This window comes from Lactobacillus juensis, from assembly GCF_036246285.1.
Taxonomy (GTDB): Bacteria; Bacillota; Bacilli; order Lactobacillales; family Lactobacillaceae; genus Lactobacillus; species Lactobacillus juensis.
The window spans coordinates 269,165-290,302 of record NZ_BTTS01000002.1; the positions used below are offsets into that span (position 1 = coordinate 269,165).

The window sequence follows — 21,138 nt, forward strand, 5'->3', positions numbered from 1 at the left end:
TAATATAAAAAAGTGTTCATAAATAGTATATTAGGATAGAAATTACAGGTCAAATAAACATTTTTTAATATATAAATAAGTCAATGTTTACATAAAAAAATACTTCGAAAAGCGATATATACTTCACGAAGCATTTTTGCAATTAGTATTGATTTTAGTTATTCTTTCTTTTTCCGATTAAACCAAGCACCTACTGTACTGCTAATAGTTGCCATAAAACCAAGTAACAAAGCAGCCAATTGTGAATGTTCATCAGATCCAGTTTGTGGTATCTTTTCATCCTTTTTTGCATTATTATTGTTTACTACTTTGGTAGCAGTTTGACCATTATGGCTGTCAGTATTAATTAAATTACCGGAACTATCATTATTTTTACCACTATTATTACGCTTATGGTTTCCGGTTTCTGTTACCTTATTGAACTTTCCGGTTTTATCAGTTTTATTAGTTTTATCCTTACCCGTATCACCATCATTAGTTTGGGGACTATCCTGATTGTCTTTGGCATATACGTAAATTACGCTTTGTGGATAAGCACTAAAGAAGCCTGTGGCATTATCTGGTCTAGTTTCTAAAGTATAGCCCGCAATAGGCTCAGAACCAGTTGTGTAGCCATCGCCAACGTAACCATTTAAAACTATGTTTTCAGCTAAAGTATTGCCGAATTCGTCTTGATATTTTACAGTAACTGGTGCAGCTTTTTGGCGATAGTTTGGAGTAACAGTATCTTTGAGGTTATCTGGTTCAGGCTTTTTGTCTTTTTTATAAACGAAGACAACAGTCTGATCCTTGCTGTTATAATCCAGGCTGGCCGTATCAGTGCCGGTCACCTTCTCGCCGTTGACTAGGATATAGCTCAGCTTGTAGCCGGCAATCTCAGGAGCCGTGAACTTCTTGCCTTGCTCGCCATACTCAACAGTGCCGTGATCGGAAGTCTTGCCATTAGCATCAGGCAGGTCATTTTTGCTTTCATCCTGATAGGAGATAAGGACTTGGCCTTGAAGCTTGGCATAGACGAAGACAACAGTCTGATCCTTGCTGTTATAGTCCAGGCTGGCCGTATCAGTGCCGGTCACCTTCTCACCGTTGACTAGGATATAGCTCAGCTTGTAGCCGGCAATCTCAGGAGCCGTGAACTTCTTGCCTTGCTCGCCATACTCAACAGTGCCGTGATCAGAAGTCTTGCCGTTAGCATCAGGCAGGTCATTTTTGCTTTCATCCTGATAGGAGATAAGGACTTGGCCTTGAGGCTGCTTGGCAAAAACAAAAGTAACATCTTGATTAGCGTAAATATCAGGTCCGTCATCATTAATTAATAGTTTGAAATCAACGATATCTTCAGCTGAACCAGGTGTAACTTCGCTTCCGTTAATTAAAATCTTCTTTAAACTGTAATTAGTAATATGTGCATTCTTATAACAGTCAAATTCTTCAGCAGCTTTAGGTTGTGTTCCTATTTCACCGACCTCAACAGTATCAGGTACAATTTTGCCATTCTGATCAGTAACCTGATTACCTTTCTCATCACGAAAATGGACAAAAACTGGATTAGCTATGGTTGATATAAAGATATCAGAAATGTTATTACTGTGATAATTTGTTTCAACCTGTTTTGAAGTCCAATTTTCTTTACCTGCTGGGTTACTGATACTTCCAGATCCTAAGCTGTTCCAGCGCGCTTTATTCTGAAAATCGGAAAGGCCAATTTTATTATCCTTTCCTAATACCAATACTTTTAAGCTTTCCAAGGTAAGTAACATTCCCGCGACGTTTGACGTGTTAGTCATATTAAAGCTGTGAATATCTAAGTACCTTAAATTAATACAATTGTGAAACATGTTGTACATGCGTGTCACTTTGACAGTATTAAAGTTTGATAAATCTAATTTAAGCAACATTGTTGAATCGGAAAACATTTCCGACATATCTGTTACTTCTGAAGTATCAAGATTATCCAAGCCTTCAATCGTTTTTAATTTGGTTAAGCCATGAAATAAGAAGTTGACTGATCCAGATAACTTAAGTTGACCGTCTATTTTGATATCAGTAATATCTAGTGGATTAACTCCTGCAATATATCCCTTATCTGAGGTTCCCAAAATTGGGTTAGGATTATTAACTGCAACTGGCTTTTCTTTGGTGCCGCCATAAATTGTCAACGATTTTTGAGTGGTATCATAACTGACTTTTATATTGTTCCAAGTGCTTTCGACAATATTAGGGTTCTCAGTATCTCTTTTACTAATATCACTATGAACTAAATCAGTATTATTTTTCTCAGAAGCAGCAGACGAATTTGCTGAATTGTCATTGCCGTTGATATTGTTGCTATCATTTGTCTCTTGACTTGAATTACTGTTATTTAATTGTTGATCATTAGCAGCATCTTTATCCATAGTTTCTGATTGTTCTGTTTCGGAAGAATCAGTCGAAGTAGATTCCGTAAGAACTGCTTTAGAAAGCTGAGTTTTACTGCTATTTTGGACATTTTGTGCCATTAAATACCCTGCCGATAAGCTATCGGCTTTAACAGTCTTGGGGTTAGCACTGAAAAATCCTATAGCTGCGGCTGTCATGCCCCCAACAAACAACTTTTCTCCTTGTTTATATATATTCTTGTGTGTTTTCATATAAATCCTCTTATAATCAGGTTTTTATTACGCATTTAGTATATTGCGGGTTTTTTTGAAAGTCAACGCGACTTTTAGAGATAAAAAATATTTTATATTAAATTTGATAGAACGTTATTTTATTTACTTAAAGTTTAACTGTCCTTTTTGCACACACACCAAAAGATGAATAATTACTATACAAATATACTAATATTGCTAATTTGTGATAAAATGCAAGTTTAGCTATGCTGATTTTTTAGTGTCTAATAGTAGATATTGAATTATTAAGAAAAGTAATTACTATTTTTATTTTAAGTTATAAAAAAAGACCTCAATAAGCAGAACTAACTACTGATTGAACTCTTGTAATATATTATTACTTTGTAAAAGATTACTTTCTTAACAAATTGGCTCTTATCTATGATATAGTAAAATTAATTGTTAAACTTAATGGTACTGTAATACACTTTTATCTGTTGATTTTTCTTTAATAATTTATTATTAATCGGTTTGGCTTTTTAGTGTAAATATAAGCATTGTGTTTCAGTTTACGTTGAACACCTGAAATGTTGCTGACTGAGCCACTATTTGTGTTCTTTGTATATATGTGCTCTAATATTTTAGTTGGATCGGTTGGATATCATTTATCTTTATAGATTTTGCAACAGTACAAGTATAACCAGCTATATTCTTAACTGGCACTTCAAAAGGGTCTTTATCCACGAATACATAACCATCTGGTGAAATTTGGTTTCCGCTTTCTTCCTCATAATGTACCATAACGTTATAGCGAATAAATTCATCCTTAGTTATTTTTTAATAATTGTCTACTATGTCTTGTAAAGTCCCAGGTAATTTTGGCGAATCTAAGGATAGACTGTTTTCAGATTCTTTTTCAGTTCCATTACCCACGTTGATCCATGTATTGGTATAGCCATTAGTAAGTAGACTTATACCTTCAAATTTATTTGTTCTACTGATACTTATAGCGCATAAACTATCCAATCCTGCAAGTATGTTTATAGTTTTATTCTTGTCCTTATTCTTCAAGCCCGTCAAATCAACAGGCACATTTGTTATGTCAAAATTGCTGGTATCAAGCTTTTGCAATGAGTTACAGTAAGCAAACATATTAGACATGTCAGTAACTTCAAAAGTATCGAGATTGTCAAGTCCTTATATTGCGATTAATTGGTTAAGTCCATTAAAAAGTGTACTGGCAGGTCCGTAAATTTTAATATTTCCTTTAAACTTAATTTTCTTGATATCAGTATCGTTTTTAACTCCCTTAATGTGAAAAGCGTAGTCTATATCATTATTTTCATTATGAATAGTACCATTGTAAACAGTTAATAAACCTTGTGTTTTATCCCATTCCAGTTTAGATCAGGAGTAGGAGTGGCGTCCTTTTAGTTTCATCTTCAAAGTAATAGGAGAGTTAGAATTTTTGATCCTGTAGTTACTGTGGAAGGTTTCGTATTAGCGCTATCGATGTCTAAGGTGCTGTTATTAGTATTATCATCTTCTGCAGAACTAATGGAGCTAGAACTCTCTGAAGTTTTGGTTGCTATAGAAGTATTTGAGTCATTTTCAGTATTATTTGCATCCGTATTAATAATATTCTTAGTAGAATTAGGATACATATTGCCATTATGAGACAAGGTATCAGCCTTAACAGATTCAGGATTAGTTGCAAGTAAACATAGAACAGTAGCAGCGATACTAGTAAATAAATATATATGTAAAATAAAAAAATAGTAAAAAGTTTCTTCATATATTATTTAGGACAAAGTTTTTATAGCATATAAAAACGTCTCTCAATTACTAAAATTTTTTGAGAGACGTTTATAAAAAATGTGCTTTTGCTAATTAATAAAAGCTAGCTTTCTTTCGATACTTGCTTAACTGGAAATCATAATGCCTTTTATGATTACTTTAGTGAACTATATAAATATAGGCTATAATCCTACGCTTAGAAAGTTATGGTTTTGAATTAGTCTTTTTTACGTTCAAGCCAAGCAGCACCTATGGCAGTGGCCAAGGCCAAACCACCTAGTGCCAGCATGGCTAAACTGTTGTGCTTCTCGGCACCAGTTTGCGGCAATGCATCAGTGCTGCTGTCCTGATGCAGCTTGCCTTTTTGTGGGTCAGAGCTAGCAGTCTTGTTTAATTTGCGACCTGCAGCCGCCAGTTTAGCAGGGCGGTTAGCCTGATGTTTGTTAGCTGTGAGACCTTTGATTGATTTGGCTGGTGCTTTCTTGCTCTGCTTATTTGCATGAAGGCCTTTAATTGCTTTCTTAGGTGCCTTCTTTTTCTTGGTCTTTTTGCTGGCTGGAATTGGAGTCGGCTCATTGTCAGTCGGCGTCTGGTTTCCAGCTGGAGTAGTAGTGGAATTATTAGTTTGGCCATCACTCTTGCTGTAAACGTAGGTCACGCTTTGCGGACTGTTGATGAAGAAACCAGTCGCATTATCAGGACGAGTCTTTAAAGTATAGCCAGAAACAGTCTCGGCACCAGTAGTATAGCCATCACCAATCCGACCTTGGATTACGCGATCAGGAGCAACAGTGTTGCCATATTCATCTTGATAATGAACTGTGACTGCAGGTGCTATGGCTGCTGGGCTGTTGACAATTGAACCGGTAGTGTTGGAAGCATTGGAGCCATTAGAACCGGACCCGTTGGAACTATCAGAGCCTTGTGAGCCTTCAGAGCCAGTCGAGCCTTCAGAGCCAGTCGAGCTATCAGAACCGGTTGAACCTTCGGAACCAGTTGAGCTTTCAGAGCCAGTCGAGCCTTCGGAGCCAGTCGAGCTATCAGAACCGGTTGAGCTTTCAGAGCCAGTCGAGCCTTCAGAGCCAGTCGAGCTATCAGAACCGGTTGAACCTTCAGAGCCAGTCGAGCTATCAGAACCGGTTGAACCTTCGGAACCAGTTGAGCTTTCAGAGCCAGTCGAACCTTCGGAGCCAGTCGAGCTATCAGAACCGGTTGAACCTTCAGAGCCAGTCGAGCTTTCAGAGCCAGTCGAGCTATCAGAACCGGTTGAACCTTCGGAACCAGTCGAACCTTCAGAGCCAGTCGAGCTATCAGAACCGGTTGAACCTTCGGAACCAGTCGAGCTATCAGAACCGGTTGAACCTTCGGAACCAGTTGAACCTTCGGAGCCAGTCGAGCTATCAGAACCGGTTGAACCTTCGGAACCAGTTGAACCTTCGGAACCAGTCGAGCTATCAGAACCTTGTGATCCTTCGGAACCAGTCGAGCTATCAGAACCAGTTGAGCCTTCAGAGCCTTGTGATCCTTCGGAACCAGTCGAGCTATCAGAACCGGTTGAACCTTCAGAGCCAGTTGAGCTTTCAGAGCCTTGTGATCCTTCGGAACCAGTCGAGCTATCAGAACCGGTTGAACCTTCAGAGCCAGTTGAGCTTTCAGAGCCTTGTGATCCTTCGGAACCAGTCGAGCTATCAGAACCGGTTGAACCTTCAGAGCCAGTTGAGCTTTCAGAGCCTTGTGATCCTTCGGAACCAGTCGAGCTATCAGAACCGGTTGAACCTTCAGAGCCAGTCGAGCTATCAGAACCGGTTGAACCTTCGGAACCAGTCGAACCTTCAGAGCCGTGGGAGTCAGAACCACTATTGGTATCACTGGTGTAAACAAATGTAACATTTTGTGGTCTATTCGTAAATTTTATTTCCTCAGGTTTGATTTCTTCACCGGTATCTGCATTTAAAGCTTTAGAAAATTTGTATCCGTCAATTTCCTTAGGTTGAAAAGCTGTTATTAATCCAGTATTAATTAATGATTGATCTATATCACCATATCGCAGATCAGATTCTGGATCAGGAGTAGAAATATTTTGTTTACTATCATTCTGATAACTAATTGTAATGGGCTGACCAAGATTTTTAAAACAAATGTAAGTATCACCGTAAAATCCACTAAATTTATTCATAAACTCGGCTGAAGTAGTATATTTTAAATCACCTTTTTTATGAGTAGAGTAGGAATTTGTTCCCATGTTTACCCAAGTTCCCTGGGTTGATAATGCGGTATTGTATAGTCCAATTGTGCCATCACCAAAAGTTATTCGCCTTAAATTTGTATCTCCTTTAAACATATCTACTGGTGATCCATCATCTACATCGTCGCTTGCACTGATAGAAGAAATATTCAAGTCTGTCAAACTGGTGCACCCAGCAAACATATTTCTCAAACAATATTTACCATTATCATCTGCACCTAAATTATCAGCTGAACTCGCAGATAAATCTATACTTTTTATAGAAGCACAGTTTTCGAACATGCTTTCCATGCTAGTCACATTTTCAATATTTAAATTCTCCAGACCCGTAATTTCTGTAAGATTTGCTAAATTTTGAAATAATTTTTCAGCTGACCCAGTAAATTTAATTGTTCCATTAATATTAATTTTTTTAACTATATTTGGTCCAAAATTCATACCTGAAATATGAAAGCTATTGAGTCCCACATCACCGTTTCCTGTAGAACTGATTTCGTAATCAGCATCTTTTTCCCCAATTTCCATTAAACCTGTATCGGAATGGAAGGTTAATGGTATGTTGAAAGGAGATGCTGTAGAATTTGAGTTATTCCAACTGGCATGAATGATATTAGCATCATCTCTCTTTGCTTCATCAGAAACAAATTTATTTGAAGCTGAATCTGATTTGTAGGTGCGAGTTTCTACATTACTGTCTTGTGTTGTATTTGTATCATTATATTGAGTAGTAACATTGGATTGATAATTATTTTCGCTTTCAGCTTCGTTATTAGTGTCTTGGTTAATTTCAACTTTTTGATCATCTTCTGTAGTATCAGCAGTCTTAACATTTACAGCTGTTTGATAATTTAATTTTGTTTTAGCCGTCCTTTTATTTGCTTTGCTTAAAGTAGCCCTACTTTTATTTATAGAATCGGCTTTAACTGCTTTTGGTTTTGCATTAATTAAACCCAAAGCAGCAGCAGCCATGCTGCCAAATAATAACTTTTCACTACCTTTACCAGCAATTTTGTGTTTATTCATATTAATCTTAACCCTCTTTACTAACTAATCTTCCTTATGGTTAAACCAAATAGCACTTAATGCACTTGCTAATGCAAGTCCACCCAAAGCAAGTACTGCTAAGCTGGAGCGTTTATTTGTTCCAGTTTGTGGTAATTGCTTCTCTTTGTGGGTAGCAATATTTGAATTACCAGCTTTTTCCATATTTTTAGTTTTACCATTGTTATATTTATTGTATTTATTTGATTTATTTTTTAATTTGGTAAAACCTTTATTATTTGAACTTGGTTTATTTCTGTGTTTATTTAATTTTTTACTAGTATTTTTGTGTTTACCTGAAGATACATTAGACCCAGTATTATTGGATCCGTTATTTAAATTGTTATCTGAGTTGTTGCCAATACTGCCGGTAGCACCATTATTATTACTACTGCTACTAGAATTATTACCCGAACTGCTGCTGCTTCCGGAATTATTACTGGAGCTATTGTTAATGCCGGACCCAGGGTTGTTGCCACTAGTTGAGTTATTGGAATTATTGTTACCAGAGCCATTATTACCTGAAGCGTTTGAACCATTAGAACCGGAATCATTGCCGTTGGAATTGGAACCGTTACCTGAAGCGTTTGAACCATTAGAACCAGAGCCATTATCACCGGAATTGTTTGAGCCATTACTGCCGTTTGAACTATTGTTTCCAGAAGTTTGACTATAAATAAGAGTGACGGTTTGGGGACCTTTAGTAAGTGGAACAGTAAAGTCATCAGTATTATCTACTGGCTTTCCTTCATTAATTTGATAAGACTCTTTAGTATAGCCATCAAGTGCAACAAATTGAATCTTAGCTGAACGTTCAAAAAGATAACCATTTATGGTGGCAGTTTTTGACTTACCATTTTCATCAAGAATGTCATGCAAACCGTCTTTGTCTTTGTACTTATAGTTGACAGTAATTGCTCCAGCTGAAATTGGGTTGTAAATAAAGATTACAGTTTGTGGCTGGTTGATCAGTTCAACCTTGGGAGAATCGGTACTTATTATTTCTTTACCGTTAATCTTATAGGATTTTTTATTATAGTAGGCACTAATATCAATAAAGTTAATCGTAGGCTTTTCCTTAATATAACCGGAAACGGTATTTGTCATTGTCTTGCCGTTTTCATCAAGAATGTCATGTAATTGAACATCCTTTCCAATATATTGATAGTAGACGGTAATTGGCTGAGCTTTAATCCTGTTGTAGATAAGAGTGACGGTTTGAGAATCTTTAGTAAGTGGAACAGTAAAGTCATCAGTATTAATTACTGGCTTTCCTTCATTAATTTGATAAGACTCTTTAGTATAGCCATCAAGCGTATCAAACTTAATGTTTGCTGAACGATCATGAAGATAACCTTTTATGGTGGCAGTTTTTGGCTTGCCATTTTCAAGAATATCGTGCAATTGACCATCTTTGTCTCTGTATTTATAGTTGACAGTAATTGCTCCGGCTGAAATTGGGTTGTAAATAAAAGTAATAGTGTGCGGAATGTCACCAAATTTTACATTTTTGAGATCAGATACTGTTTTTCCATCAAGTTCAATATGTTCTAGCTGGTAATCCGTATTTCTATTTAACTTTATAAAATTAAATGTTGGTAAAGTGTCAAGTAAAGCTGTATTTTTAAAGTCATATAGTTGTTCAGCAGGTTCAATATCTTTTTGATTGTTGTCTATGTATTTAACTGTAATTAGAGAAGGAGCGGAAAAGTTGACATATGTGTCATAATCTTTACTTGGGTCGTATTTATTAACCAGCTGATCAGCAGACCAGGAATTCTGATCTTTTGGCACTTGTCCGCTACCCATGTTTGTCCAAGTACCTGAAGTGTTAAATCCAGAATTTAAATTATCATTGAAAGGACTTGTGCCAATGTTATTTTTCTTGCCAAGTACCAATATTTTCAGATTTTTTAGACCACCCAGCATGTTATCTGTATTTGAAATGTTAGACATATCAAAGTTACTAATATCCAATCTTTCTAAACCAGAATTAGCGAACATAAACCACATATTAGTAACATTTGAAGTATCAAAACTGGATAAATTTAATCTTTTTAAGCTTGCACATTGGTTAAACATATCAGACATGTCTGATACATTAGATGTGACAAAATTTGTCAGGTCTAAGCTCGTTAAGGAATAACAAGTATCAAACATTCCCCGCATATTTCCTACATTTGAAGTATCAAAATGAGAAACATCTATGGTTGCTAGAGAACTACAATTTCGAAACATATAATCCATACTAATGCCGCCACTTACATTAGTTTTGGCAGTAATTTTAAAACTAGAAAGATTTAAATTAGACAGTCGTGAACAATTATCAAACATGAGCGTGAATACTTCTACTTTAGAAGTATCAAATGCAGATAAGTCTAAATTCACCATTGCCGAGCAGTAAGCGAACATATTTTTCATGGTGACTACATTAGAAGTGTCAAAAGTAGTGGTGCCAGGATTGCCGAATTTAAGGTCTGTTAAACTGCTGCAATAGTCAAACATATCTTCCATGCTTGTTACATTAGAGGTTTTAAAAGTAGAAACGTCTAAAGAAGTTAATTTTTGGCAGGAATGAAACATTCTGGCCATATTGGTAACTTTTGCAGTATCAAGAGGAGATACGTCTAAAGAAGTTAATCCATTGCAGTATTCAAACATACCATTCATGTCTGTAACATTAAAAGTATTTAAGGGAGATAAATCTAGCCCAGTTAATGCTTTGCAAGAGAAAAACATGTTGGCCATATTTGCAACTTTGGCAGTATTAAAAGTAGATAAATCAATATCAGTCAATTTTTCGCTGGTATTAAACATATCTGACATATCAGTTACATTTGAAGTATTAAACTTGGTCGCACCTTTAGTTCCAAAATTAATGCTTGTTAAATTTCTGCTGTTGGCAAACATTTTTGCCATATTAGTTACTTTAGCAGTATCAAGGCATGAAACATCCAAAGCTTGAAGAACATTATAATTGAACATACCGCTCATATCGGTTACTTTAGCTGTGTCAAAATGGGATAAATCTAAACTAGTAACTGCACACCCGGAGAACATATCAGCCATATTAGTTACATTGGACGTATTAAAACGTGAAAGGTCTATACTTTGGACGCCACAGCTTTTAAACATGGATGACATGTTGGTTACCTTAGCAGTATTAAATTTAGTTGGATCAAACTTTAAATTTTTCAGAGCTGAACATCCATAAAACATAGAGTTCATATCAGTAACATTGGAAGTATCAAAACTAGATAAATCTAAGCTAGATAGGTGATAGTCATTACTAAACATTTTTTCAATGGAAGTAACGCCTTGGGTATCTATATTTTCAAGCCCATTGGTAGTTCTCAAGTTATGAAGATCACCAAATAAACCGGTAATAGAACCTACTAAATTTATTTTTCCTTTTATAGTAATAATATTGATATAATTTGCACTGACGCCATCAATGTTGCGACTTATACCAATAAGTTTATCTGGAGTAGCTGAATTGTCTATAATGGCCGGTGTGTCTGTTCCACCCTGTATAGTTAATTCATTATTGTCACTATTAAAAGTAACATCCAAGCCATTCCATTTGCTTTGCAAAGAAGACCTATTTGCTTGAGCAGGATCTAATTTTACTGGAATGTCAGTCTTGTCTGATTTCTCCGTTGTTTGAGTTTTATTACCGGTGGCAGAGCCGGTTTGATTATTTTCAGAGACTTGATCATCAGCTGGATCAGTAGTAGTTGTATCAGTTTCTGCTGCCTGTGCCTGAGTTGATTTATCTGTAGCGGCTTCAGCAGCGTCTTGTTCATCGCTTGCTTCAAGAGCCGTTGCTTTTTTAACCAGCTTAGAACGAGCAGTCTGATAGTTAAGTTTAGTTTTTAGCCTGGTCTTGCTGGCTTTTTTCAGGGCTGAGCCATTATTGGGAATAGCAGAAGCTTTAACCGTTTTAGTCTTGCCATTAATAAGGCTCAGAGAAACAGCAGCCATACCACCGAGCAGAAGCTTTTCACCTTGCTTATTGGTGTTCCTAAGTTTATTCATATATTTCCTCTTCTAAATTTTATATCTATACAATTTTAGTATAGTTTGACAGGCAGGTAAAATCAAGATGCTATTCGTTAATATACTATTTCTATAACCAAAATCAGAAAATATAAAAAACATACTTATACAGTCATTTAATCTGTAAAAGTATGTTTACTAATTATTTATTCTTTTTTTCTATCTAACCAAGCTAAACTAAAGGCACTTATTAAAGCTATGCCTCCAAGTGTCAGCATTGCTAAACTGGAATGTTGATTTTTCCCAGTTTGTGGCAAAGAACTAGAGTGTTTATTGTTTGTGCTGTTTGCTTGTTGCGTAATAGTCTTTCTTTGCACTAGTTTAGTAGGAATGCTTGATTTTTTATCAAGTTGTTTTCTTCTGTTAATATTTCTTAAGTGCCTTGTTGGTTTACGCTTAGGTTTCTTTATAGTTGGGACTTTAGTCGGCTTATTATTATCGGGTTGTTTGTCAGTGATTTGGTTAATATTAGTTTCATTTTTACTATAAATATAAGTTACATCTTGTGGAAAAGTAGTAAAGAAGCCAGTAGCATTATTTGGTCTGGTTTTTAACGTGTAACCTGAAATAGATTTAGTTTCAGAAGTATAGCCGTCACCAACATAACCCTCTAATACAACATTTGGAGTTAAAATATTGCCATATTCATCTTGGTAATGAACAGTAACATTAGGTGCCTTTGCTTTATTGGGCGTACTACTTGAGTTTTGAGTATATGTATAAGTTATTTCCTGAGGCTTATCACTCAAGTAAAGGGTTATGTTTCCTTTATCTGTTATTTTTTTACCATTGATTTCAGAAACGGAATAACCAGGAATTTCTTTAGGTTCTACAGGTATTTTTTGACCAATTGTTCCAGAAATGATTCTATCTTCACTAATTGATTTTCCTTGGTTATCTACATAATGAACCTTAATAGGTTGAGCTTGGGAAGTATATTTTAAATTGACAGTAGGATTAGTGGCATCAAAGATACCAGAGGTTTTACCATCTGCACTCACAAAGGCATAACCAGGAAACTTATAGTCATTGGGATCAATGTTCCATTTATCTTGATCAATTTTTCCATGTAAAATTGTATCTTCAATTTCTTTGCCATTTTTGTCTAAAAGCGTCTTGCCATTTTCATCTTGATAATGAATAGTGACCTTGCCTTGATCAGTGTAAACTAAAGTGACAGTGGGGTTAGTGGCATCAAAGATACCAGAAGTCTTACCGTCTGCCTTCACAAAAGCATAGCCAGGAAGCTTATAGTCATTGGGATCAATGTTCCATTTATCTTGATCAATTTTTCCTTGTAAAATTGTATCGTCAATTTCTTTGCCATTTTTGTCTAAAAGCGTCTTGCCATTTTCATCTTGATAATGAATGGTGACCTTGCCTTGATCAGTGTAAACTAAAGTGACAGTGGGGTTAGTGGCATCAAAGATACCAGAAGTTTTACCGTCTGCCTTCACAAAAGCATAGCCAGGAAGCTTATAGTCATTGGGATCAATGTTCCATTTATCTTGACCAATTTTTCCTTGTAAAATTGTATCTTCAATTTCTTTGCCATTTTTATCTAAAAGCGGCTTGCCATTTTCATCTTGATAATGAATGGTGACCTTGCCTTGATCAGTGTAAATTAAAGTAACTGTAGGAGGGTTATCTTTATCGAACACACCAGAAGTTTTACCGTCTGTCTTTACTAATTTGTAACCATCGAATTGAAAATCTTTATCTTGGGGGTTAATGCTCCAATTATGACCATTTATAGCTTTGATGGATGAATCTTTAATTACTTTACCATTTTTGTCTAAAAGCGGCTTACCATTTTCATCTCGATATTGCACATTGACATATCCAAAATCAGAGTTATAGATAACATTAACATCTTTTGGTTCACTCGTAAATGTACCAAAGTCCTGGTCTTTCGCAATTTGATAACCCGGAATCTTTTTATCTGTGTCAACTGGAATACTTTGTCCAACATTACCAACTAAATGATCGACAATCGGCTTATCTGAATCATCTAGGATTGGTTTGCGGTCTTGATCTAGATAATGCACAGTTACTAAACCACCACTGTACCTAACATAAGTGTCAGCATCCTTTTCACTATCGTAGTTTTTTATTAAGTCACGTGAAGACCATTTTTTACTTGCTTCTGGTTTTTCAAGTTTGCCTTTGCCAACATTTACCCATGTACCAGTTGTATCGAGATTAGCATTGTACTTATCAATCTTTGTTTTGCAATTTTTTCCTAAAACAAGAATGTTTAAAGAAGGCAAATCGTTAAGTATATCTGATATTCCTTCGTCAGTTAATTTTGACATGTTAAAGCTGCTAATATCTAGACCATTTAAAGAAGTACATCCTTTAAACATATTACTCATGTCAGTCACATTTGATGTGTCGAAACGTGTTAAGCTTAACCTTTTTTCGTTATTAATAGGTGTATCAGAAAGTTGAGATGCATTATTTGCTTTACTAAATGTTATAGTACATAGTTTTGAACATCCCTCAAACATGGAGGCCATATTGGTTACATTAAAAGTGTCGATATTGTCAGGCAATATTAAATTATTCAAACTAGAACAATTTGCAAACATTGATTGAAAACTTGTTGCCATGTTAAAGTTGATTGAGGATAAATCTAGCGAGGTAATTGCTGAGCATTCTTGAAACATTCCAGACATATCATGTACATTGGAAGCCTTTGTTAAATTATCTAACCCTTCAATAGTCTTTAAATTAGTATCGCCTTTAAACAAATCCTGCATATCAGCTACTTCACCAAAATCAATGTTGTCTAATCCAGTAATTGATTCTAATTTAGGAAGATTTGCGAGCATTCCTTTAATAGATTGATTTGCTTTAAACTTGCCGCTAAAAATAATATTTCTGACATCTTTTGACGGTGTGTAAGACTGCCCATCATATATATTTGATCCTGAAATGACTGGCGTGAATTTTCCAAAGTCTGTTACTTTTCCTTCTTCAGATATCAGTGTAAATGTTCCAGCATCTGTGTCAAAAGTAAATGGTATAGAATTAATGTCTCCATGACGGATAGCTTTAGTAGCTTGAGTAGGATCGAATTTTTCTGGGATGTCAGTCTTGTCTGATTTTTCCGTTGTTTGAGTTTTATTACCGGTGGCAGAGCCGGTTTGATTATTTTCAGAGACTTGATCGTCAGCTGGATCAGTAGTGGTTGTATCAGTTTCTGCTGCCTGTGCCTGAGTTGGTTTATCTGTAGCGGCTTCAGCAGTGTCTTGTTCATCGCTTGCTTCAAGAGCCGCTGCTTTTTTAACCAGCTTAGAACGAGCAGTCTGATAGTTAAGTTTAGTTTTTAGCCTGGTCTTGCTGGGTTTTTTCAGGGCTGAGCCATTACTGGGAATAGCAGAAGCTTTAACCGTTTTAGTCTTGCCATTAATAAGACCCAAAGCAACAGCGGCAACGCTTCCTAACAGGAGTTTTTCTCCGTGCTTATAAGCAATCTTATGTGTCTTCATAAAAATTTTTTCCTCTTCTAACAATACAATAATCTAAATATAGTATATGGTCATAAATAAATAAAATCAAGGTGAGGAAAGTTAGTATACTACAGCAAAAATATGGCAGAAGAAAAATAAGAACATACTGAATGCAGGAAAATTCACACCTGTATTAGTATGTTCTTGTTTATTTTAATTTGATAACTTTATAGAAATAATTTTCTTAGTAGTCTGTCAAAAATATTATTTTATAAGATATTTTTCCTTAGTTGGCTGTAATTACAAATGGAATAATTAACCATCCACCAGATTCATAACCCGGCTCGCCCAAAAATTTACCTTCATAATTCACAGTCATATATCCTTTGTATCCGACTGGTAACTTAGAAAGATCCCATTCTACAGTTTTACCATCAGCTAAAATCGTACCAGGATTTTTCCAATCGCTTAAATAGTTTGAAACATAATAATCCTTATCTTCATCGTTTGCTATACGAATAGGCATGTTGCTACTATCTATATCTTTAAAATTATAAGTTGCAGTAATATAAGGTCTTAATTGAGCAACTTTTATTTGCGGATTAAATATTGTTTGATAGTAAGCTGTAACATAAGTTGGGAGTTTAGTATCAGTTTTTAAAGGAGAAAAGTCTGTGACACCATTATATGAAATTCCCAAATTCTTTAATTTAGGTTTGTTGCTTAGAGCACTAATATCATAAATACTACACATTTCCATGTAGACATCAGTTAATTTATTAAGGTTCTTTAATGCACTAATATCTTGTAAGTGACTGTGCCAATATGCTGTTCCAAAGAAATTAATGTTTGAATCAATATCAGGGGAAAGATCAAGCACTTCTAGATTTGTTGCATACTGCAGTCCCTCTAATGATTCGATGTTAAGGGCAGCAGAATAGTAATCTTGGTGGGTGCGTTCATAATCACCAGTTAACCTTAATGTGGTCAACTGAGATAAATCCTGTTTATTAATTTTTTGCATGAATTTAGGTGAATCTTTGGAATAAAGATTGTAGGCAACTATACGTTGCAAATTTTTATCAGGCATCCAGGAATCAACCGATTCACTTGCTTTAGTAGCAACTTTTGGCTTTTGGTTTTGAGTTTGTTCAGGAAGCATATGATTGCTTTCTTTTTTCAAGCTTTTTCCATTAATTAAAACTGTGTTATTTTCTGAGCTTTTATCAAGAGTCTGATTCAAGCCAACAACTTGCTTCTTATCAGTTGCTTTGATATTCAAACGACTTGCTGCTAATGTGCTGCCTGATACACTGTCAGCTTTAACCGCTTGTGGACCAACAGCAACTAATGCTAGGGCAGTGGCAATTAAACCACTAAATAGCATTTGCTTGCTATGTTTATTCATATTTTAAACCTTTCTAATTCCAAAATAGCATTAATTATTTACACATATATTGTATAGCTATATTATGGCAGTTGTAAAGTAAAATTAAATATATATTAATGGCAATTATAAAAAATTCCATGTAACTTTTTAAGTCTCATGGAAAATTTTTATGTTCAAATAATGAACTTTTAAATTAATTAGTTTTTCTTGCGGTTGAACCAGGCAGCACCTAAGGCAGTGGCCAAGGCCAAACCGCCTAGTGCAAGCATAGCTAAACTGTTGTGCTTCTCGGAACCAGTTTGCGGTAATGCATCTGTGCTGCTGTCCTGATTCAGCTTGCCTTTTTTGTTTAGTTTGCGGTCAGCAGCTGCCAGTCTAGCAGGGCGGTTAGCCTGATGCTTGTTAGCTGTGAGACCTTTGATTGATTTGGCTGGTGCTTTCTTGCTCTGCTTATTTGCATGAAGGCCTTTAATTGCCTTCTTAGCTGCCTTCTTTTTCTTGGTCTTCTTGCTGGTCGGAATTGGAGTCGGCTCATTGTCAGTCGGCGTCTGGTTTCCAGCTGGGGCAGTGGTGGAATTATTAGTTTGGCCATCACTCTTGCTGTAAACGTAGGTCACGCTTTGCGGACTGTTGATGAAGAAGCCGGTCGCATTATCAGGCCGAGTCTTTAAAGTATAGCCAGAAACCGTCTCAGCACCAGTCGTATAGCCATCACCAATCCGGCCTTGGATTATGCGATCAGGGGCAATAGTGTTGCCATCTTCATCTTGATAGTGAACAGTAACGGCAGGCGCTATGGCCGCAGGGCTGCTGACAATTGAAACAGCAGTGTTAGAAGCATTAGAGCCATTAGAACTATTGGAGCTATTAGAGCTGTTAGAGCCGTTAGAGCTATCAGAGCTGTTGGAACCATTTGAACTATCAGAGCTGTTAGAACCGTTAGAGCTATCGGAGCCATTTGAACTATCAGAGCTGTTGGAGCTATTGGAGCTGTTGGAACCATTTGAGCTATCGGAGCTGTTAGAACCATTAGAGCTGTCAGAGCTATTAGAGCCATCGGAGCTGTCAGAACTGTTGGAACCATTTGAGCTATCGGAGCTGTTAGAGCCATTTGAACTATCAGAGCTGTTGGAACCATTAGAGCTGTCAGAACTCTCAGAACCGTTTGAGCCATTAGAGCTATCAGAGTTGTTGGAGCCGTTGGAACCATTAGAGCTGTCAGAACCATTAGAACTATCGGAGCTGTCAGAACTGTTAGAACTATCAGAACCGTTAGAACCATTAGAGCCATCGGAGCTGTCAGAACTCTCAGAACCGTTGGAACCATTTGAGCTATCGGAGCTGTCAGAATTGTTGGAACTATTGGAACCATTAGAGCTGTCAGAACTCTCAGAGCCGTTTGAGCCATTAGAGCTATCAGAGTTGTTGGAGCCGTTGGAACCATTAGAGCTGTCAGAACCATTAGAGCTGTCAGAGCTGTCAGAACCATTAGAGCTGTCAGAACTGTTGGAACCATTAGAGCTGTCAGAGCTGTCAGAACCATTAGAGCTGTCAGAACTGTTGGAACCATTAGAGCTGTCAGAACTGTTGGAACCATTAGAGCTGTCAGAACTGTTGGAACCATTAGAGCTGTCAGAGCTGTTGGAACCATTAGAGCTATCGGAGCTATCGGAGCTGTTAGAACCATTAGAGCTGTCAGAGCTGTTGGAACCGTTAGAGCTGTCAGAACCGTTAGAACCACTGGAAGTACCGGAGTCATTACCCTTACCAGCATTACTCTTTTCGTACCCAAAGGTAACAGTTTGAGGATCATTAGTAAACTTTAGTTTACTCAACGCATCTTCATATTTATCAGTAGCGTATTTGTTGCCATTAATTTCAACGTAAGCAAGTTTATAGGTAGGCAACTTTCTGGCTGTGATTGGAATAACCACGTCATTACCAGCAGTACCGAATTGATAATCGTTTGGTGAGAGTTTGGCGGTTTTATCGTCCTCAAATTGATAATTAATGGTGATACTGCAAGGATTTGGAATTTTATTAATATTAACATACACATCATAATCCTTACTGCCATCATAATTTTCCATTAAATCAGCACCAGTCCAATAATGAGCTTTAGGCTGAAGACCACCGTTATCTTCATTAACTCCCATGTTAACCCAGATATCTTCTTCATCATGGCCGTCCTGATTGTGACCTAAACCACCGTCCCCATATGTATTTACGACTTTTTTCAAATCATTTCTTCTGCCTAGCATAAGCACTTCAAGGGATGGAAGAACCCTAAGCATATCAACAATAGATGATGAATTTTGTATATCAAAACTACTAAGATCAAGTTTTGCTAGTTTATCACAGCCTCGAAACATGGCATCATATTTAGAAACTTTTCTGGTATTAAAGTTGTGTAGATCCAAACTGGTTAAATTTGAACATTGCCAGAACATATTAGTCATATCACTCACAGCTGCCGTGTTGAAGCTAGTGACATCTAAACTTGTTAAAGACTCACAATTTACAAACATATACGACATGTTACTTACTTTGGCAGTATTAAAATGACTAACATCTATTGCAGCTAATTTAAAACAATCATTAAACATGTTATTCATATCAAGGACGTTTGCAGTATCAAAATGACTAACATCAATGTTAGTTAATGATTGACAATCCTCAAACATGTGATTCATGTCAATAACGTTAGAGGTATTGAAAAGAGAAGGACTAAATTTTATACTTGCTAATTTTTTGTCGTAGTAAAACATCCGGCTCATATCACGGACATTTTTAGTATCAAAATTGCTTAAGTCTAAGGTAGTTAAGTTACCACAGCTACCAAACATACTTGCCATACCAGCACGAGAAAGTTTTTCAGAAACATTTCCGACATTTGCAGTATCAAATTTTGACAAATCAAGTGAAGTTACTTGTGAGCAGGAAGCAAACATTCCCGTCATATCTGTGACTTTGCTAGTATCAAATTTGGATATTAATTTGTTTATACTATCAGTAGTAATTGGGATACCAGAAAACATTTTACTCATGTCAGTAACATTTGCGGTAGTAAAGTTATCAGAAACTTTAATGTCTGTCAATCTGCTAGAACCTCCGAACATATTGGCCATATTAGTTACTTTAGCAGTATTAAACAGTGATAAGTCTAACTCAGTTATGTACTCACAACCGCTAAACATTCCCTTCATGTTTTGAACACTATCGGTAACAAAGGTAGTTGGCAGATTTAATTTAAGCAAATTACGACAAGCACCAAACATATATGACATATCTGTCACTTTTGACGTATCAAAGCTTGAAACGTCTAACGTAAGAAAACTTTGACAACTATAAAACATATATGCCATGTTTTCAACATTAGAAGTGTTGAATTTGGTTACGTCAATAGACCAAACTTGATTACAGTTATAAAACATGTATGACATGTCTGTCACTTTATCTGTTTTAAAAGTAGCTGGGAATGCAAAGCTACGAAGTCCGCTGCATTCTTGAAACATATGCGCCATGTTTGTGACATTTGAAGTATCAAAGTGAGATAAATCTAACTTGGTTAAAGACTCGTCACCATAAAACATGTATGACATGTCTGTCACTTTTGTGGTTATGAAAGAAGTTGAACTAGATAAATCGATATTCGTTAGTTTTTTATTTTCACTAAACATGTTTTCCATGCTGGTAACATCAGAAGTATCAAGATTGTCTAACCCCTTGATGGTTTCTAATACCCCAAGGCTATTAAACAGATCATTTGCAGAGCCAATAATTTTGAGTTTGCCAGTGATATCAATTTCTTTAATGTCAGCGGCTAACACTGGACTTTGATTATTTAAATAGTGGAATAGGCTGATAGAATGATTATCACTGTTATCAATTGTGCCACCACTAATTTTTAATATATCACCTTCATCATTGAAACTGATATCTATCCCTTGCCATTTAGTTGGGAAACTTTCCCTAGTAGCTTTAGCAGGATCAAATTGTGCATGATCTGCTTCTTGCTTGTCAGCTTTTGCTTTGCCTGTGGTGCTTGGATCGCTGGTATTGCCTGCAGCTGCGTCTGCACTATTTTCACTTGCTGTGCCGCTATTGGTACCAGCTTGCCCCTGTCCAGTTTCTGGGGCGCTGCTTGAAGTGCCTGCAGTATTCTCGCTGTCAGCAGTTTGACTGCTGCTGTCTTGGCCAGTATGGCCATCATCAGCTGTTTCGCCTTCAGTTTCCGAACCAGTTTCACTTTGGTAGTTCAACTTGGTCTTGACTGCTCTTTTCGCAGTCTTTTTAGTGGCACGAGTGCCATTCTGATTAGCTGCCTTGACCGTCTGGGGCTTGGCATTAATTAAGCCTAAAGCAGCTGCGGCCACGCCGCCGAGCAATATTTTTTCTCCTTGTTTGTTAGCATTCTTATGTGTATTCATATAATTCCTCTTCTAAACTGCATATTAATATAGGTTTAGTATATGGCTGGCTTAGGCAAAAGTCAAACTCAGCTAGACTAGACTAAAAACGCCCTATATTGATAATATAGGACGTTTTTTATTTGTCAGA

General features: G+C 36.4%; 9 protein-coding genes. All 9 read right to left on the reverse strand.

The genetic code is table 11. The features are described from left to right. Nucleotides 1-158 precede the first annotated feature (158 nt). A complete protein-coding gene (locus tag AAA926_RS05555; RefSeq protein WP_338212054.1) occupies nt 159-2,630 on the reverse strand; it encodes a MucBP domain-containing protein in 2,472 nt (823 codons plus the stop codon). 469 nt (nt 2,631-3,099) lie between these two features. Then, complete coding sequence (locus AAA926_RS09860; protein WP_440590315.1) at nt 3,100-3,231, reverse strand: SLAP domain-containing protein; 132 nt, start codon at nt 3,229-3,231, stop codon at nt 3,100-3,102. Next, nucleotides 3,225-3,392, reverse strand: coding sequence for a hypothetical protein (locus AAA926_RS09885; RefSeq protein ID WP_502254969.1), 168 nt, complete (start codon nt 3,390-3,392; stop codon nt 3,225-3,227). The genes AAA926_RS09860 and AAA926_RS09885 overlap by 7 nt, the downstream gene beginning before the upstream one ends. A gap of 36 nt (nt 3,393-3,428) precedes the next feature. Next, nucleotides 3,429-3,743, reverse strand: a complete 315-nt coding sequence (locus AAA926_RS05560) for a hypothetical protein (protein WP_338212055.1) — start codon at nt 3,741-3,743, stop codon at nt 3,429-3,431. Between the two features lie 862 nt (nt 3,744-4,605). After that, nucleotides 4,606-7,656: a MucBP domain-containing protein gene (locus AAA926_RS09865; protein ID WP_338212056.1), complete on the reverse strand. Its 3,051-nt coding sequence runs from the start codon at nt 7,654-7,656 to the stop codon at nt 4,606-4,608. 24 nt (nt 7,657-7,680) lie between these two features. Further along, complete coding sequence (locus tag AAA926_RS05570) at nt 7,681-11,712, reverse strand: BspA family leucine-rich repeat surface protein (RefSeq protein WP_338212057.1); 4,032 nt, start codon at nt 11,710-11,712, stop codon at nt 7,681-7,683. A gap of 167 nt (nt 11,713-11,879) precedes the next feature. Beyond that, complete coding sequence (locus tag AAA926_RS05575) at nt 11,880-15,227, reverse strand: MucBP domain-containing protein (protein ID WP_338212058.1); 3,348 nt, start codon at nt 15,225-15,227, stop codon at nt 11,880-11,882. A gap of 247 nt (nt 15,228-15,474) precedes the next feature. Beyond that, nucleotides 15,475-16,596 carry a leucine-rich repeat domain-containing protein gene (locus AAA926_RS05580; RefSeq protein WP_338212059.1) on the reverse strand — a complete coding sequence of 374 codons (1,122 nt, stop codon included), beginning with the start codon at nt 16,594-16,596 and terminating at the stop codon, nt 15,475-15,477. A gap of 179 nt (nt 16,597-16,775) precedes the next feature. After that, the gene (locus AAA926_RS09870; protein ID WP_338212060.1) at nt 16,776-21,008 is read right to left on the reverse strand and encodes a BspA family leucine-rich repeat surface protein; all 4,233 of its coding nucleotides are present in this window, start codon (nt 21,006-21,008) and stop codon (nt 16,776-16,778) included. Nucleotides 21,009-21,138: the final 130 nt, after the last annotated feature.